This window comes from Fibrobacter sp. UWH1, assembly GCF_002210365.1.
Taxonomy (GTDB): domain Bacteria; phylum Fibrobacterota; class Fibrobacteria; order Fibrobacterales; family Fibrobacteraceae; genus Fibrobacter.
In genome coordinates, this window is record NZ_MWQG01000010.1 from 1 (window position 1) to 18102 (window position 18102).

The following is an 18102-nucleotide window of genomic DNA, read 5'->3' on the forward strand; positions in this document are numbered from 1 at the left end:
GCGAATGTCAACAAAAAAGGGTGGCGAAGCCACCCACACATGTTGATGAAGAGCCAGAATTCGATTCATTTTTAACAGCAAATTTAGAATAAACTAAAAAAGCCATATCCATTACAAAACGGACACAGCTGCATTTTTCAAGGAAAAATGTCCTTTTACCTTATCCACTTTTCCACGTCTTTTTCGGCCTTGGACTTTTCGTTCTGGGCAACGTGACCATAAATGGCGAGACCCATAGTAACATTGGCGCCGGTCAATTTCTTAAGGCGGGCTACACCGCTGAGGCCACTACCTTCGTGAGTGACAAAAGGATGAATAGTTTTACCTTTCAGATTGTACTTTTCGAAGAAGGTTACCATGGGCATAGGCATTTCGCCCCACCACACGGGATATCCGACATAGATTTCGTCGTATTCTTCCGGATTGACACTAACCGGTTTAATTTCGGGACGGGAGTCGTTTGCCAATTCCTTCTTGGCCACAGCGATACAGTCGTCGTATTCTTTCGGATATTCCTTGACGGGTTCCACCTTCAAAAGCGTTGCACCTGTTTTTGCGGCAATGATTTCGGCAACGATTTCGGTATTGCCCTTCTTGATATAGCCCACGCTATAGTTTTCGTCGGCACGGGAATAATAGATGACCAGTTTCTTGGATTCAGCAGCCATGGCAGCCCCCATAAGGATTGTTAAAAGGATGAGGATGATCTTTTTCATTGAAATCTCTTTTTGTTATAATATATCATCTAGAGTTGACTCTAGGTCAAGACCTTGTTTAAATAAATTTCTTTTTTTATAAAGTCAGTTATTTGAAAATGCTATTTTTATAATGAACGTGGTGCCAAATGGCCCTCGGCAAAACTTTTTCGCCATAGGTAAGACAATGATGAACGAAACCCTGATGACTCTGGAAACTCGCCGCAGCTGCCGCAAGTTCAAGCCCGACATGATTACCGACGAGGAATTGGAAGCCGTGCTTCGCGCAGGAACCTTCGCCCCTTCCGGAAAGAACCAGCAGTCTTCCATCATCATCGCCGTAACCAACAAGGAAATGCGCGACCAGATCGCCGAAGAGAACCGCAAGATCGGCGGTTGGGACGAAGGTTTCGACCCCTTCTACGGCGCACCTGTAATCCTGATTGTCATTGCAGACAAGGATGCCAACAACGGCTCCGGAACCTATATCAACGACGGCAGTCTTGTCATGGGAAACCTGATGAATGCCGCCGCAAGCCTTGGCCTCGGCAGCGTCTGGATCCACCGCGCCAAACAGGAATTCGAAAGCGAATTCGGAAAGTCTATTCTAGAAAAGCTGGGCATCAAGGGCAACTACGAAGGCATCGGCCACGTGGCCCTAGGTTACCGTCAGACACCTGTTCCCCAGGCTTTGGCCCGCAAAGAAAACTACATCTATTACATCAAGTAGCGAAAACTTAAATGGCCGCGTCAAGGATTCCCTGACACGGCCTAATTACTCTTTAATAGTTTGCGTTTCCTGTCCGCGAAACCCAATATCTACAAGGCAAGCCCCTTTATACGCCGCTTGTCTTTTTTCATATCCGCCAACAGACAGTCCTGGAAGTAATCCACGCTTTCGGAACTTCCCGCATATTTCTTGACGCCAATAGCGACAGTCAACTTATACGGTTCACCGCTATTGCGATTGAACTTTTCCACATTCATCCTGATTTTTTCTACGCAGTTGGCAATACTGTTATCGTGATGCGTATCGACCATGATAATGAACTCGTCACCTGAGTAGCGCAGGATTGAACCCCACTGCCCCGTAGACTCACGGAGGATATCGGCCGCATTGCACAAGGCACGGTCACCGACCTTATGGCCTAACTCGTCATTGATTTTTGAAAAATCGCAAAGGCTGACCATGATCCCGCTGGACTGACGCTTTTTGTTATTGTACAGGTACAGCACATAGTCAAGGAAGGGGCGATTGAAAAGACCGGTCAGATAATCCCTGAAAACGCGTTCGTTCTGCAGGCTACAGAACGCGCCCGCAATAGCGACGGCAAAACTAGGCGCCATCAACGACACACCGTAGAAGATACTCTGCAGCACGATGGCCACAACAGTCGGAATCGCGTAAAACCAAATGGGGAAAAATCGGATTAGGCCATCCTGCCTGTAATTCTTATAGTAGAGCGTAAGGGATGTAACCACGATGCTGTAGTTGAAAAAGATATAAATCCAGTAGCCGAAACAGCGAACGTAGCGGTTATGTTCGTTAACGCTAAAGAGTAACGGCACAAAAAGATTCGTCAACAGCATCAGGGGCAAGACGACCATGGAAATCCGCAGGATACATTTCAGGAAGCCATTCAACTCCATACGGAAATGTTCCTTTAGGAAGGACATCCAGCTGTATGCACAGAGGAAGTTGGAGGCATAGACCCACGAGTTCGTGATATACACTAACTGCTTAGCATAGACGCAGGAACAACCATCGGCGGCATAAGCAAAAAGGTCAGAAAGGCAACTGAAAAAGCAGAATAGCAGCATCGCAATGAGCAGCTTGCTTTCCTTGGTTTTTAGACGCAATCTCCAGACATTACCCACAATCATCACGACGACAAGAATCATACCGACAACGTCGGTACCTAGTGCCATCCTGATGTCAATAGGTGTATCCACAAATCCTCCTTTATACCTAACAATAATAAAAAAAGGAGGTTTGCACCTCCAATTTTTTAAGCAAGATTCTTCATGAAATCAAGCAACAGCCAGAGCATCGGCGCTGCCAGGAAGAAGGAATCGCAGCGATCCAGGACTCCGCCATGCCCCACAAACAAGTTGCCGGAATCCTTGGTACCGCTCCAGCGCTTGAGAGCACTCATGAGAAGATCGCCAGCCTGACCAGCCACGGTCACCATGACGCCAAGAATAATGGCCTTGCACCAATCCATGTTTACATTGAAGGCGCCAAGGGCGGAACTGCAGTTTGCCCAGTAGGCCACCCATGCAATGGTTGCAACAGAACCCGCAATGGAACCTTCCCAGGTTTTCTTGGGGCTGATGCTGGGAGCAAAGAGATGACGACCGAAGGGGCCCTTGCCTGCAGCAAACTTTCCAAAGAAGTAAGCGACAGTATCGCAGAGCCACACGCTGGTCATGACCAGGATAAATCCATAGCAATGTTCAAAGCCCTGGCCATTGCCCATCATCAAGACATTCATACCACCCCAGAGGCCCACATACAGAGGTGCGGCCAGCTGCATTACCAGCCAGGGGAAGAGGTTTTCAATTTCAACCTTGGCGTAAGCCACACCGATGTAGACGGCAAAGATGACCATGGCGGTCATGCCCACCACATAGGGCACGGCAGAAAGACCAAAGTACCCACCCTTGGAAAGGGCCCAGGCAAGAGTCAACGCAAGGCTAGAAGCAAAGGAGAGATAACGTACGTTAGGCCCCTTGTACATCTTGGTGGCCATGCCAGCCCATTCCCAGGCGCCAACACCGGCCAGGAAGCACATCAGGCCGACACGGGAAAAATCGTTAAACCACAAAAGGAAAAATACCAGCGGGATTGCAATCACCGCGGTAATCAGACGTTGAGCCAAATTACTCATGAAGAACCTTCCCAAAGCGGCGTTCGCGAGTATTGAAGAACTCGACCGCTTGCATAAATTCATCCTTGGTGAAGTCGGGCCAGAGCGTATCGGTAACGTAGAATTCGCTATAAGCGGCCTGCCAGAGGAGATAATTGGAAAGTCTGAATTCGCCACCGGTACGGATAATCAGATCCGGGTCGGGAGCGCCTTTCAGATACAGATTTTTTGCAAACAGGGTTTCGTCGATATCATCCACGGACAGGGAGCCTGCGGCAACCTGGGCGGCAATGGACTTTACGGCACCGACGATTTCCTGACGACCGCCATAGGAGATAGCCAGGTTCAACTGCATGCCGGTATTGTTTGCAGTAATATCAATTGCAGATTGCAAGCTCGCGCGAGGCTTCTCAGGAATACGGTCCATGTTTCCAATGACCGTAAGCTTCACGTTCTTTTCCATCAGGTCGGGGATTTCTTTAACGACCATCTCAATGAGAAGGTTCATCAGATAATCCACTTCCTTGGAGGGGCGACCCCAGTTTTCGGAACTGAAGACATACAAAGTCATGTGTTCCAGTTTGAGGTTCACACCCATTTCAACGGCATCGATAGTAGACTCGGTCCCCTTGCGATGACCGAAGAAACGTTCCATGCCGCGGCTCTTGGCCCAGCGGCCATTGCCGTCCATAATGATGGCTACATGTCTAAGCTGATTTGCCACGCGTTACCTTACAAAGGACAATTACACCTTGAGGATGTCTGCTTCCTTGGCAGCAAGGAGAGCGTCAATCTTTGCGATAGCCTTGTCAGTAGCCTTCTGGATTTCGTCCTGCTGCTTCTTGGCTTCGTCTTCGGGCATTTCCTTGTCCTTCTTGATGGCATCGTTTGCATCGCGGCGGATGTTGCGGATAGCAACGCGACCATCTTCAGCGTGCTTGCGAGCGACCTTAGCCAGTTCCTGACGACGTTCGGTAGTGAGGATCGGGAGGCTAACGCGAATGGAGTTGCCATCCTTCATGGGAGTCAGACCGATGTTTGCTGCGTAGATAGCCTTTTCGATCAGGTCCACCAGAGCCTTTTCCCACGGAGCAACCAGAAGCATACGGGGTTCCGGAACGGAAACCTTAGCCACCTGGGAGATAGGAGTGGGAGTGCCATAATAGTCGATACGAATGTCGTTCAGGATAGCGGGAGAAGCCTGTCCAGCGCGGATCTTGGTGAATTCACGTTCAGTAGCTTCAATAGCCTTGTCCATCTTAACTTGATAATCTGCCATAATAAAACCTTTTAGAATAAAGATATGAAATGCAGTTAGTGGTTAGTAAACAGTGGTTAGTAAACAGTGGTTCAGGAGGTTTCATCTTTCCTCAAAACTAACCACTAAACACTAACCACTTCTTACTCCATTAACAATGAACCAGTGTACCTAAATTACCTTCAACGGCGGCCTGAGTCAAGCAGCCCTTTTCCATCTTGAACACGAAAATGGGCATATTGTGTTCCATGCACAGGGCCACAGCGGCGGTATCCATCACCTTAAGACCGCGGGCGATAACTTCCTGGTAGGTAATGTCATCGAAGCGGGTTGCAGTAGGATCCTTCATGGGGTCGGCGGAGTAGATGCCGTCCACCTTGGTCACCTTCATGATCACGTCGCATTCGCTTTCAATGGCGCGAAGAGCGGCGCAGCTGTCGGTAGTGAAGAAGGGATTGCCGGTACCTGCGGAGAAGATCACCACGGAACCAGCATTCAAAAGTTTGATAGCCTTACGGCGATCAAAAAATTCGCAGATGGGTTCCATACGGATGGCGCTCATGACCACACTGTCGATGCCCTGCTTATCAAGGGCGTCCTGCATAGCCAGTCCATTCATCACGGTACCCAGCATGCCCATGGCATCGCCCTGGGCACGGTTCATGCCACCGGCTGATGCGGACACGCCGCGGATCATATTGCCGCCACCGATCACGAGAGCGACCTGAACACCCTGCTTAACGACAGAAGCAATTTCGCTTGCCATTTCTGTCAAAATACCGTTGTCGATGCCATGGCCCTTTTCGCCTGCGAGGGCTTCGCCACTAAGCTTCAACAAAACTCGCTTAAACTTTGCCATAATAAGCTCCAATTACTTAATCATGGCTAATGTAGTAAAAAGAAGGGTATAAAAAATAGCCGCCCCCAAAGGGACGGCCATTTTCTATTTCGCAAGATCCCTCGACTACGCTCGGGATGACAAAAAGCGAATTAGTAACTTCGTTACTTTGATAACCGGCTCGGAAATGTCCATGCAAGCATGGCCGCTTCGCTCGCCTTATTTATCAATTAGTTACCGCGTTCGAAGCGGATGAAGTTTACGACCTTCAGGGAAGAGAGGCCAAGCTGCTTTGCAACGACTTCCTGGAGGTAGTCCTTGACGTTGAGCTTCTTGGGGTTCTTTTCAGACATGAAGAATTCCTGGTCTTCGAGAACGATTTCCTTGAGGACCTTAGCAACGCGGCCTTCAAGCTGACGTTCAACGAATTCCGGCTTGGTAGCCTTACCAGTTGCCTGAGCCTGAGCTTCGATCTGGGCGCGAGCGATTTCGCGTTCCTTTTCGATAGTTTCAGCAGGAACTGCAGCGTCGTTCAATGCAACCGGAGCGAAAGCAGCGGCCTGCATAGCGATGTCCTTAGCAGCAGCCTTGAGAGCGGCTTCGTCGGCAGAGCCTTCATAAGCGAGTTCGGTAATAACGCCGATCTTGCCCTTCATGTGGCTGTAAACACCGAAGACGGAGTTTGCAGACTTCTTGATTTCTGCGAACTTGCGGAAGTCGATGTTTTCCTGGATCTTAACGAGAACGTCCTGGAGGATGTCGTTCACCTTCTTGCCATCGACGACAGCGTTCTTCAGGTCTTCCACAGAGGAGATAGCCTGAGTTTCGACAGCCTTGACAGCGAGGTTAGCGAGAGCAACGAAGTCGTCGTTGTTAGAAACCGGTTCGGTTTCGCAAGACAGTTCGAAAGCAGCAGCCTTGTCAGCAGTTTCGATGAGGTAGATGCGGCCTTCCTTGGCAGCCTTGTCTGCGCGCTTTGCAGCAACAGCAGCACCCTGCTTACGGAGGAGTTCAACAGCCTTGTCCAGATCGCCGTCAGTTTCGGTGAGGGCCTTCTTGCACTGCATCATGCCCACGCCAGTCTTCTGGCGGAGTTCGTTAACGAGAGAGGCGGTAATAGTTGCCATGATTACTTGTCCTCACCGTTGTCAAACTTCTTAGCTTCTTCCTTGTCCTTCTTATCGACAGAACGCTTTGCAACGTTAGCAGCGATGTAGTCAACGATGAGCTTGATGGACTTCACTGCGTCGTCGTTTGCCGGAATCGGGAAGTCGACGAGAGTCGGGTCAACGTTGGTATCGCAAATGCCGATGATAGGAATGTGAAGACGGCGAGCTTCTGCAACGGCGATCTTTTCGTGAGCGAGGTCGGTCACGACCATGAGGCCAGGAAGGTTCACCATTTCGCGGATGCCACCGAAGACGTCCAGGAGCTTAGCGCGTTCGCGGGTCTTGTCCAGAACTTCCTTCTTGGAAAGAACCTGGAAAGTACCATCCTGTTCCATGGTGTCGATCTTGTCGATCTTCTTGATGGACTTACGAACGGTCTGGAAGTTGGTCAGCATACCACCGAGCCAGCGGTTGGTAACGGAGAACTGGTTGCAGGAACCAGCAGCATCCAGCACGCACTGACGAGCAGTCGGCTTGGTACCAACGAAGAGCACGGTCTTGCCAGATTCAGAAATCTTCTTAGCAGCTGCAGCAGCGGCTTCGAGGAGGTCGCGGGTCTTGGACAGGTTGAGAACGTAGATGCCGTTCTTTTCAGCCAAGATGTAGGGCTTCATCTTCGGATTCCAACGCTGAGTCTGGTGGCCAAAGTGGGAACCTGCAGCGAGCAGGTCTTCAACAGAAGGCAGATTTGCCATAGTAGTATTCCTTTTTTCGGTTATTTCTACCCGGTCGGTAATTAAGCCGCAAAGTACCTTGGTACCACCGAAGCGGCTCTTACGAGACCAGTGATTGTTTATTTCCCCAGGCGTAATTGCCCGAGTGGGCGTAAAGATAGCAAAAAGAGGGGAAAGATTAAAGGTTAGAGGTTAAAGAGGAAAGGCTAAAAGGGTAGAAAATAGGGGCGATTTTCATTTTCCCATGAGGAAAAAAAGAAAGCCCCCGCCGAGCGGGAGCTTCCTGAAATTGCCTTTGCAATTTCCAAGCAAAATCGTAACGATTAGCGCTTGGAGAACTGGAAGTGCTTACGAGCCTTCTTGCGGCCGAACTTCTTACGTTCAACAGCACGAGAGTCGCGAGTCATGAGGCCTTCCTTCTTGAGGGCAGGCTTGCATTCTGCGTCGTTAGCAACCAGTGCGCGGGAGATGCCGAGACGGACAGCGCCCATCTGGCCAGCGATGCCACCGCCACGAGCGGTAACTTCGACGTCCCATTCTTCAGCGTTGCCGAGGATGGCGAACGGAAGATTTGCAATCATGTTCTGCACTTCAGAATGGAAGTAATCCTTAAAATCACGACCATTGATGGTGCGCTTGCCGGTACCCGGCTTCAAAATCACAGCGGCGATAGCGTTCTTGCGACGGCCAGTGCCGCGGTAGATCTTCTTATTCTTTGCGGTAGCGATAGAGGTATCCTCCGTTCTAAAATTACAAGTCTACGACTTCGGGATTCTGTGCAGCGTGCGGATGTTCGGCGCCAGCATAGATTTTGAGTTTCTTGATCATCTTGTGACCGAGAGCGCTGTGCGGCAGCATGCCCCAAATGGCAGCTTCCAGCGGAGCGGTCGGGTGCTTAGCCTGGAGATCGGCAAAGTTGATCCAACGTTCACCAGCGATGTGACCGGTGTGGTGGAAGTATTCCTTCTTCAGGTTCTTGTTGCCAGTAACTGCAACCTTTTCAGCGTTGATCACAACCACGAAGTCGCCAGTGTCGACGTTCGGGGAGAAGATGGCCTTATGCTTACCCATGAGGAGGCGAGCAACTTCGCTTGCTACGCGGCCCATCGGCTTTTCGGCGGCGTCCACAAGCTTCCACTTGCGTTCGACGTTCTTCGGGTTTACCGTAATGGTCTTCATGTAAATCCTTTGTGTTTTTCGTTAATGTTCCGAAACAGCTCCGTCCCGGACAATGCGAGGCAAAATTTAGAAGAAAATCGAGACTGTTTCAAGGTAAAAAAATTGCATTTTTTGAAAAAAGTCCGTAGTTTAAAGGATTTTTACTCTATCAATTATATCAATCCTTATAATTAATATATAAAATTTGATGATTTTTATAGCGATCTGTTTGTATAAAGTGATGAATCCACTTCTGCAAGCTCAGAGATCTTAAAAAAAGGAACCCCATGACATACGCCACGGGGCCCTTTGTTTGGTGTTTTGGATTAGGATTCTTGAGGACCGAAGTCCCAAACTTTACTGAGCGATGGTGAAGGAAGTCATCTGCTTGGTATCCTTGTTGCGGATATAGTAGACACCCTTTGCAAACTTGACATCGCTTTCCTTGACGGTATTGATTGCCTGGTCAAAGCTGTAGGCATTGAGACGGCCCATGAAGGAACCCTGCATATCGAATACGTCGAACTTCTGGAGGGTTTCAAATTCCATCTTGAGGTTCTGCACGAAGCTTTCCTTGTCGCCAACTTCAGGAGTCTTAGAATCACTAGAGGCAGGAGCTTCTACAGCAGAGGAAGAAATCGGTTCCGGGTCAGTTGCGTCGGCGCCAGCAACGAAGGTCATATAGTCAAAGTCTACGTAGCCTTCAACGATGGTGAAGCGAACGATCTGCTTGCCAGCCTTCTTGAAATTCACATTGACAGCATTCTTTGCAAAGCTATTGTAGTCATCTTCATTGGCACCTGCAGCGACCTTGATGGTTTCGGTAAGGTCAGAGAAAGTACCATCGGAATTCTTGACAGAAAGCTTGTAGCTGCCGCCGTTACCAGAAGAAGCTGCAACGAACAGGGAATATGTACCAACTTCGACAACGTCCACGGTGTATTCCAGCCATTCGTCAGTTGCGCCCCAACCGATTACGTAGCCAGAGCCAGAAGTCTTGATATCAACGGAAGCATCCTTACGATAATTCGACTTGCAGTCGGAAGCCAGTGCAGGATTGTTTTCTGCGCAGGCGTTGTTGCCGCTGTCGGTATCGTAGTAGGAATCATTGCCTGCGCCAATACCCGGTTCATCAAAGTTTTCAGCTTCGATCTTGCCAGGAATGGTTGCAGCCTTGCCGCCAAACGGAGTCTGCGGTTCCGGTTCTGCCACAAGACCTGTTGCAAGGCCAGTGGTGTTCACGCCCTTGTTGGACTTCAAGTAGTTTCTCATCCAGGTCATGGCCTTACGATCCTGGCCGTTCTTGATCAAGCCGGAACAACCGCTTGCCTGACCGTTACAGTCGAGCCATGTACGACCATAGATGTAACCCCAGATGGTAATGCCTGCGACATTGGGATCTTCCATCCAGTATGCAAACTGTTCCTTATAGCACTGTTCCTGGATGTTGTCATCGGTAGAAGGAACGTCGTATTCAGAAATGAGAATCGGGAAGTTGTTTGTCTTGCTATGGATTTTTTCCATAGTGGACTTAAAGGTATTGTAGTTGAGGCAGTTGCCACCACCACCGGTGCCGTTGTAGCCACCACCAGTGCTCATCAAGTCATGAGCCTGAAGGCCGTATGCGTCAACAGGTGCGCCATTCTTACGGATGGTATTGATCAGGTCAATGCCCTGGTCCACATTCCACTGGATGGTGTTATAGTCGTTATAGATCAGGATTGCCTTGGGCCAGCGTTCGCGAGCCATCTTGAAAGCGGTAGTCAAGAACTGGTAATCGCCGTTGTTGTCGCCACCCAGAGCCTGAATAATCTTTGTCTTGGTATAGTTGGAATGGTACTGGCCGTTACCGGTACGGATAGCTTCGTTGGCAACATCGATCATTTCGATATCGGGGTAATGAGCCTTGACAGCATCGAACCATGCGGTAATAGCTTTCTTGGTATCGTCAACACTCAGGGATTCGAGCCAACTGGGATACTGGGACCCCCAGAGAAGAGCGTGGAACTTGAAGTGGCCACCGTTATTCTTTGCCCAATCGTAGGCGGCGTCGCAGCCAGCCCAGTTATACTTACCACGTTGGCCTTCGATAGAACCCCACTTACAGCCGTTTTCGGCTGTGGCCTGGTTCCAGAGCTTGGTAAATTCATCGTTGGGACCGGGAGCGGTGTTAGACTGGGTAATGTTACCCACGAACTTTGCAGCGCCATCGGCAATACCCGGGCCTGCATAGGAGATCGATGCAGCGGTAAGACCGGCGGCAACGAGAGAGAAAATTTTATTCATAATCCACATCCTATATTGTCAGAGGTTAATCCCCCCGATGTCCATAAAACTATATCGTCCAGGATGGAACATTCCACCACGAAAATCAAATGCCATGGACATTTTATCCATGGCGAAATTCGCTCAAAAACGCCGTTTTTCGTGTAAAAAGGGGGCTAAAGTGTGTAAAAAGCCAACAAAAAAAACGGCCCCTTGTCAACAAGGGGTCGCCTTAATAGGATTGTGAACAGAGGGTAGGACCAGCTACCTGGTAATACGAACCGTCCGGGAAACGTTAGACTTTACTGCACGAACGTGGAAAATGCCGTTCGCCTTGATAGTCTTGCTGTTCTTTACGATAGACACGGCCTCACCGATGGAGTAGGCGCTGAGGCGGCCAACGAAAACGCCCTGCATGTCGAATACATCGTAATCGGCACGGACCTTTTTCATCGCCGGTCTAGCAAGCACGGCATCGACGCCATCCGCCTTGAAATTGAAGTAGTCGATGTTCACGTAGTCGCCGGTAATTTCCAGCTTGAACACATGCTTGCCTGCAGAAACCTTGCCGATTTTCACAGCGACGTCAACGTAGTTACTCCAGTCGCCCTCGCCGGTCTGTTCCATCTTCACTTCATCACCGACTTTCTTGTCGTCGATGTAGAGCTGGAAAGCGGAGGTGGCGTTACCGGAAGAAGCGTTTACAACCACTTCATAGTCGCCTTCAGCAAAGTCCAGGGTGTATTCCAGGTATTCACCGGCCTGGGTCATGCCAAGAACAACGCCGGTACCTTCGTCGTAAAGGTCTACAGAGGGGGCGTCATTGCTACGGTAGGTGGACTTGCCTGCGTTTTCGGAAGACTTGTCTGAGTAGGAAGCGTTGCTTGCGCCAGTCTCCGGATCCTTGCCCTTGCCGGAAATGTCGAAGTCTTCCACTTCCACCTTGCCAGGCACGGTCATGGCAACTTCATGGAACGGCTGCTGGGCCACAGGGTCCACAGGCACTCCGCCACCCATTCCGGTGGTGTTCTGGCCCTTGTCCAGATTTGCGGCAAAGTATTCCTTGAGCCACTTCATGGATGCACGATCCGATCCGTCGGAATTCATGATACCAGTATTCTGACGCCAGGTAGAACCATTGATGTAACCCCAGATGGTAATGCCGGCAATCCATTCGGTTTCCCACAGGAAAGGAATCTGGTTTGCAATAATGTTTTTCTGTTTGTTATCATCAGCCTCACCGATGTCGTATTCGGTGATGAACAGAGGAATCTTAACACCATTGTAAACTTCGGTCAGGACATTCTTGAAGCTTTCTGCATCGGGGAAGTCGCCGGCATCGTGAGCCTGCTGACCATAGGCATCTACAGGAGCACCATTCTTAAGAATGGTCTGCACCAGTTCAATACCTTCATCCTTCTGCCAATGCAAGGTGTTGTAGTCATTGTAAATCAGAACAGCCTTGGGCCAACGTTCACGGGCCATCTTGAAGGCCGTTGTAATGAAGTTATACTGATGCTTGCCATTGACAACATCATCACCACCAAGAGCTTCGATAATATAGGAGCCACCGCAAGCAGCATCGTCGGTGCTGACGCCTTCGGCGCCCGTGGCAGGGAGCTTATAGCCGGAATGATAATTGTTACCAGACCAAATAGCTTCGTTCACCACATCGATATATTCCAGATCAGGGAACTTGGCAGCAACAGCATCGAACCATTCAGTGATGTACTGCTTGGTCTTTTCTACGGTGATGCTGGAGTTCTTGGCCTTGCAAAGGAAGCTGGGATACTGGGAACCCCAAACCAGGGCATGGAACTTGAAGAAACGTTCACCCGGTTTTTCCTTGGCCCAATTATAGGCTCCTTCACACTTGTCGTAGTTATCCCACGCAAACTGACTTTTCCCTTGTGCGTCAAGAGAATGGATAGAGCCCCACTTACAGCCGTTTTCAGCCGTAATCTGATTCCAGTAGGTACCCATGTCACTGCGAATATCGCCTTTAGTGGTGATATTGCCAAGAAACTTGGCACCGCCATCGGCAAGGGCTGCATGGGAAATGGTAGCTGCCGCAAGGCCAGCAATTGCAATAGTGATGTACTTTTTCATAAACCAAATCCTTTTCTTTTTTCTATTAAACTACCTAGTCCTGACGTAAAAACACATTCAAAAAAAATAGGCAGCGTGGACGAATAGTCCACATTTAAGCGAAAAAAAAACATTTCGGGAACTTCTACACCAAAAACCTGTTGTTAAAACATACAACGAATTCACCCGATTTCCCCATAATGTTGTTGCTTTTTACTATTCCACATCGTATTATTATATACTGGGAGAGAAAGTTCCTTTTTTTGGGGAGATCTCCCTTATCAAGGAGTAGTTATGCATATCCATAAGATGGATTTAGGCAGTGTAGCCCGAAAGGGCGCACTGGGTTTGTTTTTTAGCTCTCTGGCAAGCATGGCCTTTGCCTGGAGCATTGACGGTTACGTCGTCAACGAAAGCGAAGCACGTCTGCCGGGGGTATCAATATCCTCCTTTAACGTGGCAGGGGTGTCCGCAGTCACCAACGCGGAAGGGGAATTCAGACTTTCCAGCGACGGGCAGACGGGAATTGCGGACTTCGGCCTCAAGGAGGCCAAGCTTGCCGTGCGTTATCAGGGTTCTGTACTGAATATTTCAAACAAAAGTGGCACAAATTTCAAGGTTTCCCTAATGGACGCCCTGGGAAAGATGGCCTTCCAGCAGGAATTTAACGCCCCGAACGCCCAAATAGACCTGCAGAAGTTCTCCAACCAGAAAATGATGATCCTAAAGGTTTCCTCCAATGGAACCAGCAGCAATTATGTGCTGAACAAGGATGGCGCAAGGCAGGTTCTGAAAAAGGACGGCGAAACCTTGCCTACCCTTACCTTTACCTTGGACGGATACGGCCTGACTTATCACGAAATGACATCGGATGAAGAAACCGGCGTGAAGATCGTACTGAAAAAGGCGGGCCCCATCCCCACCTCCAGCGCCGGGGTTGTCCCGCCTGCTTCCAGCTCCAGCAATGTTACCCCGGTCGTATCGTCAAGCAGCGCCGCTGTAGACGTGAAGCCCTCCAAGGTGCTCGCCCCGGGAAATTACGACAGGACGATCGGTTCACGCAAATACATTATTCACGTTCCCAGCACTTACAAGGGCGACAAGCCGGTTCCCTTGATTGTGGACTACCACCCCATTGGCGGAAACGCTGACCAGTGGGCAGGAAGCAAGACTTATGAAAGCGAAACCCAGGCAGACCAGGTAATCATCATCTACCCCGACGGTGAAGCAAGCGCCGGCGGATTCATGGGACATGCCTGGAACGTCGGCCCCTGCTGCAACGATGCAGACGATGTCACCTTCAGCCGCAAGTTTATTGAGGAAGCCAAGAAGGAAGTCTATATCGACTCCAAGCGCATTTACGCCGTGGGCTTCTCCATGGGCGGCGGCATGTCCAACTATGCAGCCTGCAAGATGGCCGATATTTACGCCGCAGTGGCCCCCGCCTCCATGGACCTTTCCGAAGAAGTTGTCAAGAACGGCATGAACGGAGGTTGCAAGCCTAGCCGTCCCATTCCTGTGCTGAACTTCCGCGGAACAAGAGACAATGTCGTAAGCTACAATGGCGGCTACTCCAGCGTAGTACCGGGCAAGCCCATCACCTTCCTTGGCGCCGAAAACAACTTTAAGGAATGGGCCTCCATGAACCAGTGCACCGGCTCTCCCAAGGGCTCCACTCCCGAAAACGGCTGCCAGATGTACGAGAACTGCGCCAGTGGCGTAAAGGTGGGACTCTGTATAGACAAGCTAGGAGGAACCTGCACTGGCAACGGTCACGAAGCAGGCTGCGCCCGCATCGGCTGGGCCTTCCTGAAGCAATTCACCATGCCGTAACTAGAGCATCGGCCGTAACCAGCCCTAGTCGGCCTTAGGTACGGCGCGAAGCGCAATAAAAGGTGCATTTAAAAATTCCCAGGTCCTTGACCTGGGAATTTTCTTTTCGACATTATTTTTCCTGCTTTTCCAACCGATTACGGAATTGGCGTTTAAAAGGCGGAAAGGCGAAGGACTTTCTGGCGGGACCCGCAGCGGACAATGGCGACATAATTTCCCTGTGCCAGGGCCTCGCTCACACCGAATTCCACCAGGTTGGAGGAACCGCCAATGCCGCGGGAGCTTCCCACCTGACGGCCATCCACATCCAGGAGGCGCACGGTGTAGCTTTCGCCAGCAGGGGCCTTTACCATGAGAGCAATAGAGGCGTTGGACATAGGCACGCGGGACACTTCCAGGGAGTTGAAGCGCTGGGAGGCAACGGTGCCGATAGCGGTGGGATCGCCTTCCAGGGAGAACTTATCCACGTTCATGAGGAAGCCTTCGCCGTTGTAGGTAAAGCGCAAAGTCTGTTCGCCGGCAGGGAGTTCGATAGAAGTGGATTCTTCGTACCAATCATTCCACCCGCTAGTCTTTGCAGGATCAACGGTAATAACACCCAGCTTCTTGCCAGCCTCGTCGGTCACCGTAATGGTGCTTTCGTCTTCGGAACCGGAAGCCACGCGGACCTTCAAAGTGTAGGTTCCAGCAACAGGGGCCTTGACGAAGTATTCGGACCAGTCGCCGTCTTCGATCCAGCCGATATTGGGTTCGCCGGATTCATCGGGTTCAATAACCACACCGTCCATAGCCACGTAATCTTCCGCTTCGATGGTCGCGGGAATGGCCACGGCTTCGAAAGGTTCGTTGGTCAGTTTCAAGTTACCGTCGAATTCGTACTTGCCGCCCGCCATGGTGGTGGTGCTGGCGATATTGCCGTTATATTCGATGGTCAGATTATCCTTGTTGGTGGAGCTAAGGCCAAGATAAGTCAACTTGCCGTTATTCCAGGCCAGGGAATCCACAGTGATTCCGCCGCGGGCCTTGAGACCTGCGATGCTGCCGCTAGACCACTTGGAAGGAAGTGCGGGCAGAACGCGGATCTTGCCGCCCTGACTCTGGATGAACATTTCGTTAATGCCGGAAACGGCACCGAAGTTACCATCAATCTGGAAAGGCGGATGTGCGTCAAAAAGGTTATTGTAGGTACGGTCCGGTGTAAGGAGGTTGCGGACCAGTTTGTAGGCATGATCGCCATCCTGCAAACGAGCCCACAAGTTAATCTTCCAGGCCAGAGACCAGCCGGTGGCATTGTCGCCGCGCTGGGTCAAAGTAGTCTTTGCAGCTTCCGCTTCTTCCTTGGTGCCGTCTACAGAAATCTGGGCACTGGGGAAAAGGCCGTAAAGGTGAGAAACATGGCGGTGATCGCTCTTAGGATCATCCCAATCTTCAAACCATTCCATAAGCTGGCCATACTTACCGATCTGATTAGGCGGAAGCTTCTTCACGGCCGCTTCAAAATCGGCGCGAAGATCTGCGTCAACGCCCAAAATCTTGGAAGCTTCGATGGCATTGTTGAAGGCATCGCGGGCGATCTGAATATCCATGGTAGGGCCAAAGCAGACATTGTAACCACCGTGTGTATTTTCGGGAGAATCGCTAGGTGCGGTTACCAGATACTTATGGCCACTCTTCGGTTCTTCAACCATAGTGGTGAGGTAGAATTCTGCGGCGCCCTTCATAGTTTCGTAGGCGTCCTTCAGGAACTGCTTATCACCGGTATAGAGGTAATGTTCCCACAGGTGGGTGCTAAGCCAGCCTGCGCCAGAAGGCCATACGCCCCAGGAGCCATCTACGGGACCGGTACGGTTCCAGAGGTCAGTATTATGATGGACAACCCAGCCGCGGTCCGTTCCCCAGATTTCCTTGGCGCTCTTGGAGCCCTGAGTGACGAGAGCCTTGATTTTGTCGAACAGAGGTACACCGCATTCCTGAAGGTTGGCGGATTCAACCATCCAGTAGTTCATTTCAAGGTTGATGTTGGTGGTGTACTTGGAACCCCACATAGGAGAAGTATCCTTGTTCCAGATGCCCTGAAGGTTTGCGGGCTGGCCGCCCTTACGGGAGCTGGAAATCATGAGGTAACGACCAAACTGGTAGTAAAGTTCCACAAAGGAAGGGTCATCGGTAGTGTTGAAAGCCTTGACGCGGCTGGTGGTAATATCACCTGCGTTAGAAGCGGCAGCGCCCAAGTTCAGACGCACACGATTGTACAATTCCTGATAGTCCTTAAGATGAGCGGAACGCAGCTGATCGTAGGTCTTGGCGCTAGCAGCCTTGATGGTGGCCTCGGCGCGGGCAGCGGGGTCTGCGGTCACATTATCGAAAGAAACGAAATTCGTACCCGTATTCAAAATGATGGTTGCGGAATTTGCACCGGAAACGTTGACGGTTCCATTGCCTGCAGAAACGGTACCGCCATCAGTCTGCACCACAAAGCGGGTCTGGAACTTGATGGAGTTGACGGTCGCATCCATGGTGAGGGTGTTGGAGCCCACATTCTTCACACTATTATTTTTGTGAGGCGTAGTTAGACCTGCACTAAAACCAACCCTACCCTTTTCGCTTGCGGTCAGGCGGACCACAATCACATTGTCGGGATAGCTGGCAAAATATTCACGGGTGTACTTTACGCCGCCTGCCGTATAGGTAGTCTTTGCCGTTGCGGTTTCAAGATCCAATTCACGACGATAGTCAGAAGCGGTGTGGCCAGTATTGATCACCAAGTCACCAACAGGCTGGAATGCAGCAATGTCATAGGTGGCAAAACTGCCAGTTACATCTTCAGCAGTCTTGTAGTCGCCAGAGAAAAGGGCGTTACGGATCTGACCCAGTTTGCTTGCAGAGCCACTCTTATTGTTGCTGCCGGGACCGCTATTCCATACGGTACCTTCATTCAGTCCGATGATATCCTTGCCGGCTCCGCCATAGACCATGCCGCCCATGTAGCCGTTACCAATGGGGAGCGCATCGGTGAACACATCGCCGGCATCACGGTTGTACCAAAGAACGTGAGAGGTTTCGGGCGCTGCATTTGCAGATGCCACGAACATCGGTGAGGAAAGAGCCGCAAGACTCAAACCCAAACCAAACAACAAATTTTTAGAAAACATATGGACCTCTTTCCCTTTAATTTTTCTCTGTAAAAATATTCCTGTATGACGCATTTTACCCACGTCATTTACAAAGTCTCATGGATAGATTGTCAAAGCCCA

Annotated in this window: 15 protein-coding genes; 2 read left to right on the forward strand and 13 right to left on the reverse strand. The window is 50.5% G+C overall.

Annotated features, from left to right (window positions below; genetic code table 11):
- Positions 1-155: 155 nt before the first annotated feature.
- Positions 156-716: a flavodoxin gene (locus tag B7992_RS06270; RefSeq protein ID WP_249269389.1), complete on the reverse strand. Its 561-nt coding sequence runs from the start codon at positions 714-716 to the stop codon at positions 156-158.
- 169 nt (positions 717-885) lie between these two features.
- On the opposite strand from B7992_RS06270, the gene B7992_RS06275 reads away from it, so the two are divergent.
- The gene (locus B7992_RS06275; RefSeq protein WP_088665857.1) at positions 886-1425 is read left to right on the forward strand and encodes a nitroreductase; all 540 of its coding nucleotides are present in this window, start codon (positions 886-888) and stop codon (positions 1423-1425) included.
- Between the two features lie 89 nt (positions 1426-1514).
- Here the strand turns inward: B7992_RS06275 and B7992_RS06280 are convergent, their stop codons facing one another.
- The 11 genes from B7992_RS06280 to B7992_RS06330 form a co-directional block, all read right to left on the reverse strand.
- Complete coding sequence (locus B7992_RS06280) at positions 1515-2648, reverse strand: GGDEF domain-containing protein (protein WP_139258445.1); 1134 nt, start codon at positions 2646-2648, stop codon at positions 1515-1517.
- A 56-nt stretch (positions 2649-2704) separates the two neighbouring features.
- Entirely contained in the window at positions 2705-3586 is an 882-nt protein-coding gene (locus B7992_RS06285) for a phosphatidate cytidylyltransferase (RefSeq protein ID WP_073161103.1), read from the reverse strand.
- On the reverse strand, positions 3579-4289 hold the full coding sequence (locus B7992_RS06290) for an isoprenyl transferase (protein WP_073161104.1): 711 nt from the start codon (positions 4287-4289) through the stop codon (positions 3579-3581). Before B7992_RS06290 ends, B7992_RS06285 begins: the two co-directional genes overlap by 8 nt.
- A 21-nt stretch (positions 4290-4310) precedes the next feature.
- Entirely contained in the window at positions 4311-4844 is a 534-nt protein-coding gene (frr, locus tag B7992_RS06295; RefSeq protein ID WP_073161105.1) for a ribosome recycling factor, read from the reverse strand.
- Between the two features lie 130 nt (positions 4845-4974).
- Entirely contained in the window at positions 4975-5682 is a 708-nt protein-coding gene (gene pyrH, locus B7992_RS06300) for a UMP kinase (protein WP_073161106.1), read from the reverse strand.
- Between the two features lie 209 nt (positions 5683-5891).
- A complete protein-coding gene (gene tsf / locus B7992_RS06305; RefSeq protein WP_073161107.1) occupies positions 5892-6788 on the reverse strand; it encodes a translation elongation factor Ts in 897 nt (298 codons plus the stop codon).
- 2 nt (positions 6789-6790) lie between these two features.
- Positions 6791-7525: a 30S ribosomal protein S2 gene (rpsB, locus tag B7992_RS06310; RefSeq protein WP_073161108.1), complete on the reverse strand. Its 735-nt coding sequence runs from the start codon at positions 7523-7525 to the stop codon at positions 6791-6793.
- 302 nt (positions 7526-7827) lie between these two features.
- Complete coding sequence (gene rpsI / locus B7992_RS06315; protein WP_073161109.1) at positions 7828-8232, reverse strand: 30S ribosomal protein S9; 405 nt, start codon at positions 8230-8232, stop codon at positions 7828-7830.
- Between the two features lie 22 nt (positions 8233-8254).
- Positions 8255-8683: a 50S ribosomal protein L13 gene (gene rplM / locus B7992_RS06320; protein WP_073161110.1), complete on the reverse strand. Its 429-nt coding sequence runs from the start codon at positions 8681-8683 to the stop codon at positions 8255-8257.
- 336 nt (positions 8684-9019) lie between these two features.
- On the reverse strand, positions 9020-10948 hold the full coding sequence (locus B7992_RS06325) for an endo-1,4-beta-xylanase (protein WP_073161111.1): 1929 nt from the start codon (positions 10946-10948) through the stop codon (positions 9020-9022).
- Between the two features lie 243 nt (positions 10949-11191).
- Positions 11192-13036: a cellulase family glycosylhydrolase gene (locus tag B7992_RS06330; protein ID WP_073161112.1), complete on the reverse strand. Its 1845-nt coding sequence runs from the start codon at positions 13034-13036 to the stop codon at positions 11192-11194.
- Between the two features lie 273 nt (positions 13037-13309).
- Between B7992_RS06330 and B7992_RS06335 the strand changes: the two genes are divergently transcribed.
- Complete coding sequence (locus B7992_RS06335; protein ID WP_083539706.1) at positions 13310-14848, forward strand: PHB depolymerase family esterase; 1539 nt, start codon at positions 13310-13312, stop codon at positions 14846-14848.
- Between the two features lie 152 nt (positions 14849-15000).
- Here B7992_RS06335 and B7992_RS06340 read toward each other — a convergent pair whose 3' ends face one another.
- The gene (locus B7992_RS06340; RefSeq protein ID WP_088665821.1) at positions 15001-18000 is read right to left on the reverse strand and encodes a glycoside hydrolase N-terminal domain-containing protein; all 3000 of its coding nucleotides are present in this window, start codon (positions 17998-18000) and stop codon (positions 15001-15003) included.
- Positions 18001-18102: the final 102 nt, after the last annotated feature.

Bases quoted from the DNA above. Each gene is read 5' to 3' on its own strand.
- frr (WP_073161105.1), bottom strand. From the start codon at position 4,844: ATGGCAGATTATCAAGTTAAGATGGACAAGGCTATTGAAGCTACTGAA.
- B7992_RS06330 (WP_073161112.1), bottom strand. From the start codon at position 13,036: ATGAAAAAGTACATCACTATTGCAATTGCTGGCCTTGCGGCAGCTACC.
- tsf (WP_073161107.1), bottom strand. From the start codon at position 6,788: ATGGCAACTATTACCGCCTCTCTCGTTAACGAACTCCGCCAGAAGACT.
- B7992_RS06285 (WP_073161103.1), bottom strand. From the start codon at position 3,586: ATGAGTAATTTGGCTCAACGTCTGATTACCGCGGTGATTGCAATCCCG.
- B7992_RS06335 (WP_083539706.1), top strand. From the start codon at position 13,310: ATGCATATCCATAAGATGGATTTAGGCAGTGTAGCCCGAAAGGGCGCA.
- B7992_RS06340 (WP_088665821.1), bottom strand. From the start codon at position 18,000: ATGTTTTCTAAAAATTTGTTGTTTGGTTTGGGTTTGAGTCTTGCGGCT.
- rpsB (WP_073161108.1), bottom strand. From the start codon at position 7,525: ATGGCAAATCTGCCTTCTGTTGAAGACCTGCTCGCTGCAGGTTCCCAC.
- rplM (WP_073161110.1), bottom strand. From the start codon at position 8,683: ATGAAGACCATTACGGTAAACCCGAAGAACGTCGAACGCAAGTGGAAG.
- pyrH (WP_073161106.1), bottom strand. From the start codon at position 5,682: ATGGCAAAGTTTAAGCGAGTTTTGTTGAAGCTTAGTGGCGAAGCCCTC.
- B7992_RS06325 (WP_073161111.1), bottom strand. From the start codon at position 10,948: ATGAATAAAATTTTCTCTCTCGTTGCCGCCGGTCTTACCGCTGCATCG.
- B7992_RS06275 (WP_088665857.1), top strand. From the start codon at position 886: ATGAACGAAACCCTGATGACTCTGGAAACTCGCCGCAGCTGCCGCAAG.
- B7992_RS06270 (WP_249269389.1), bottom strand. From the start codon at position 716: ATGAAAAAGATCATCCTCATCCTTTTAACAATCCTTATGGGGGCTGCC.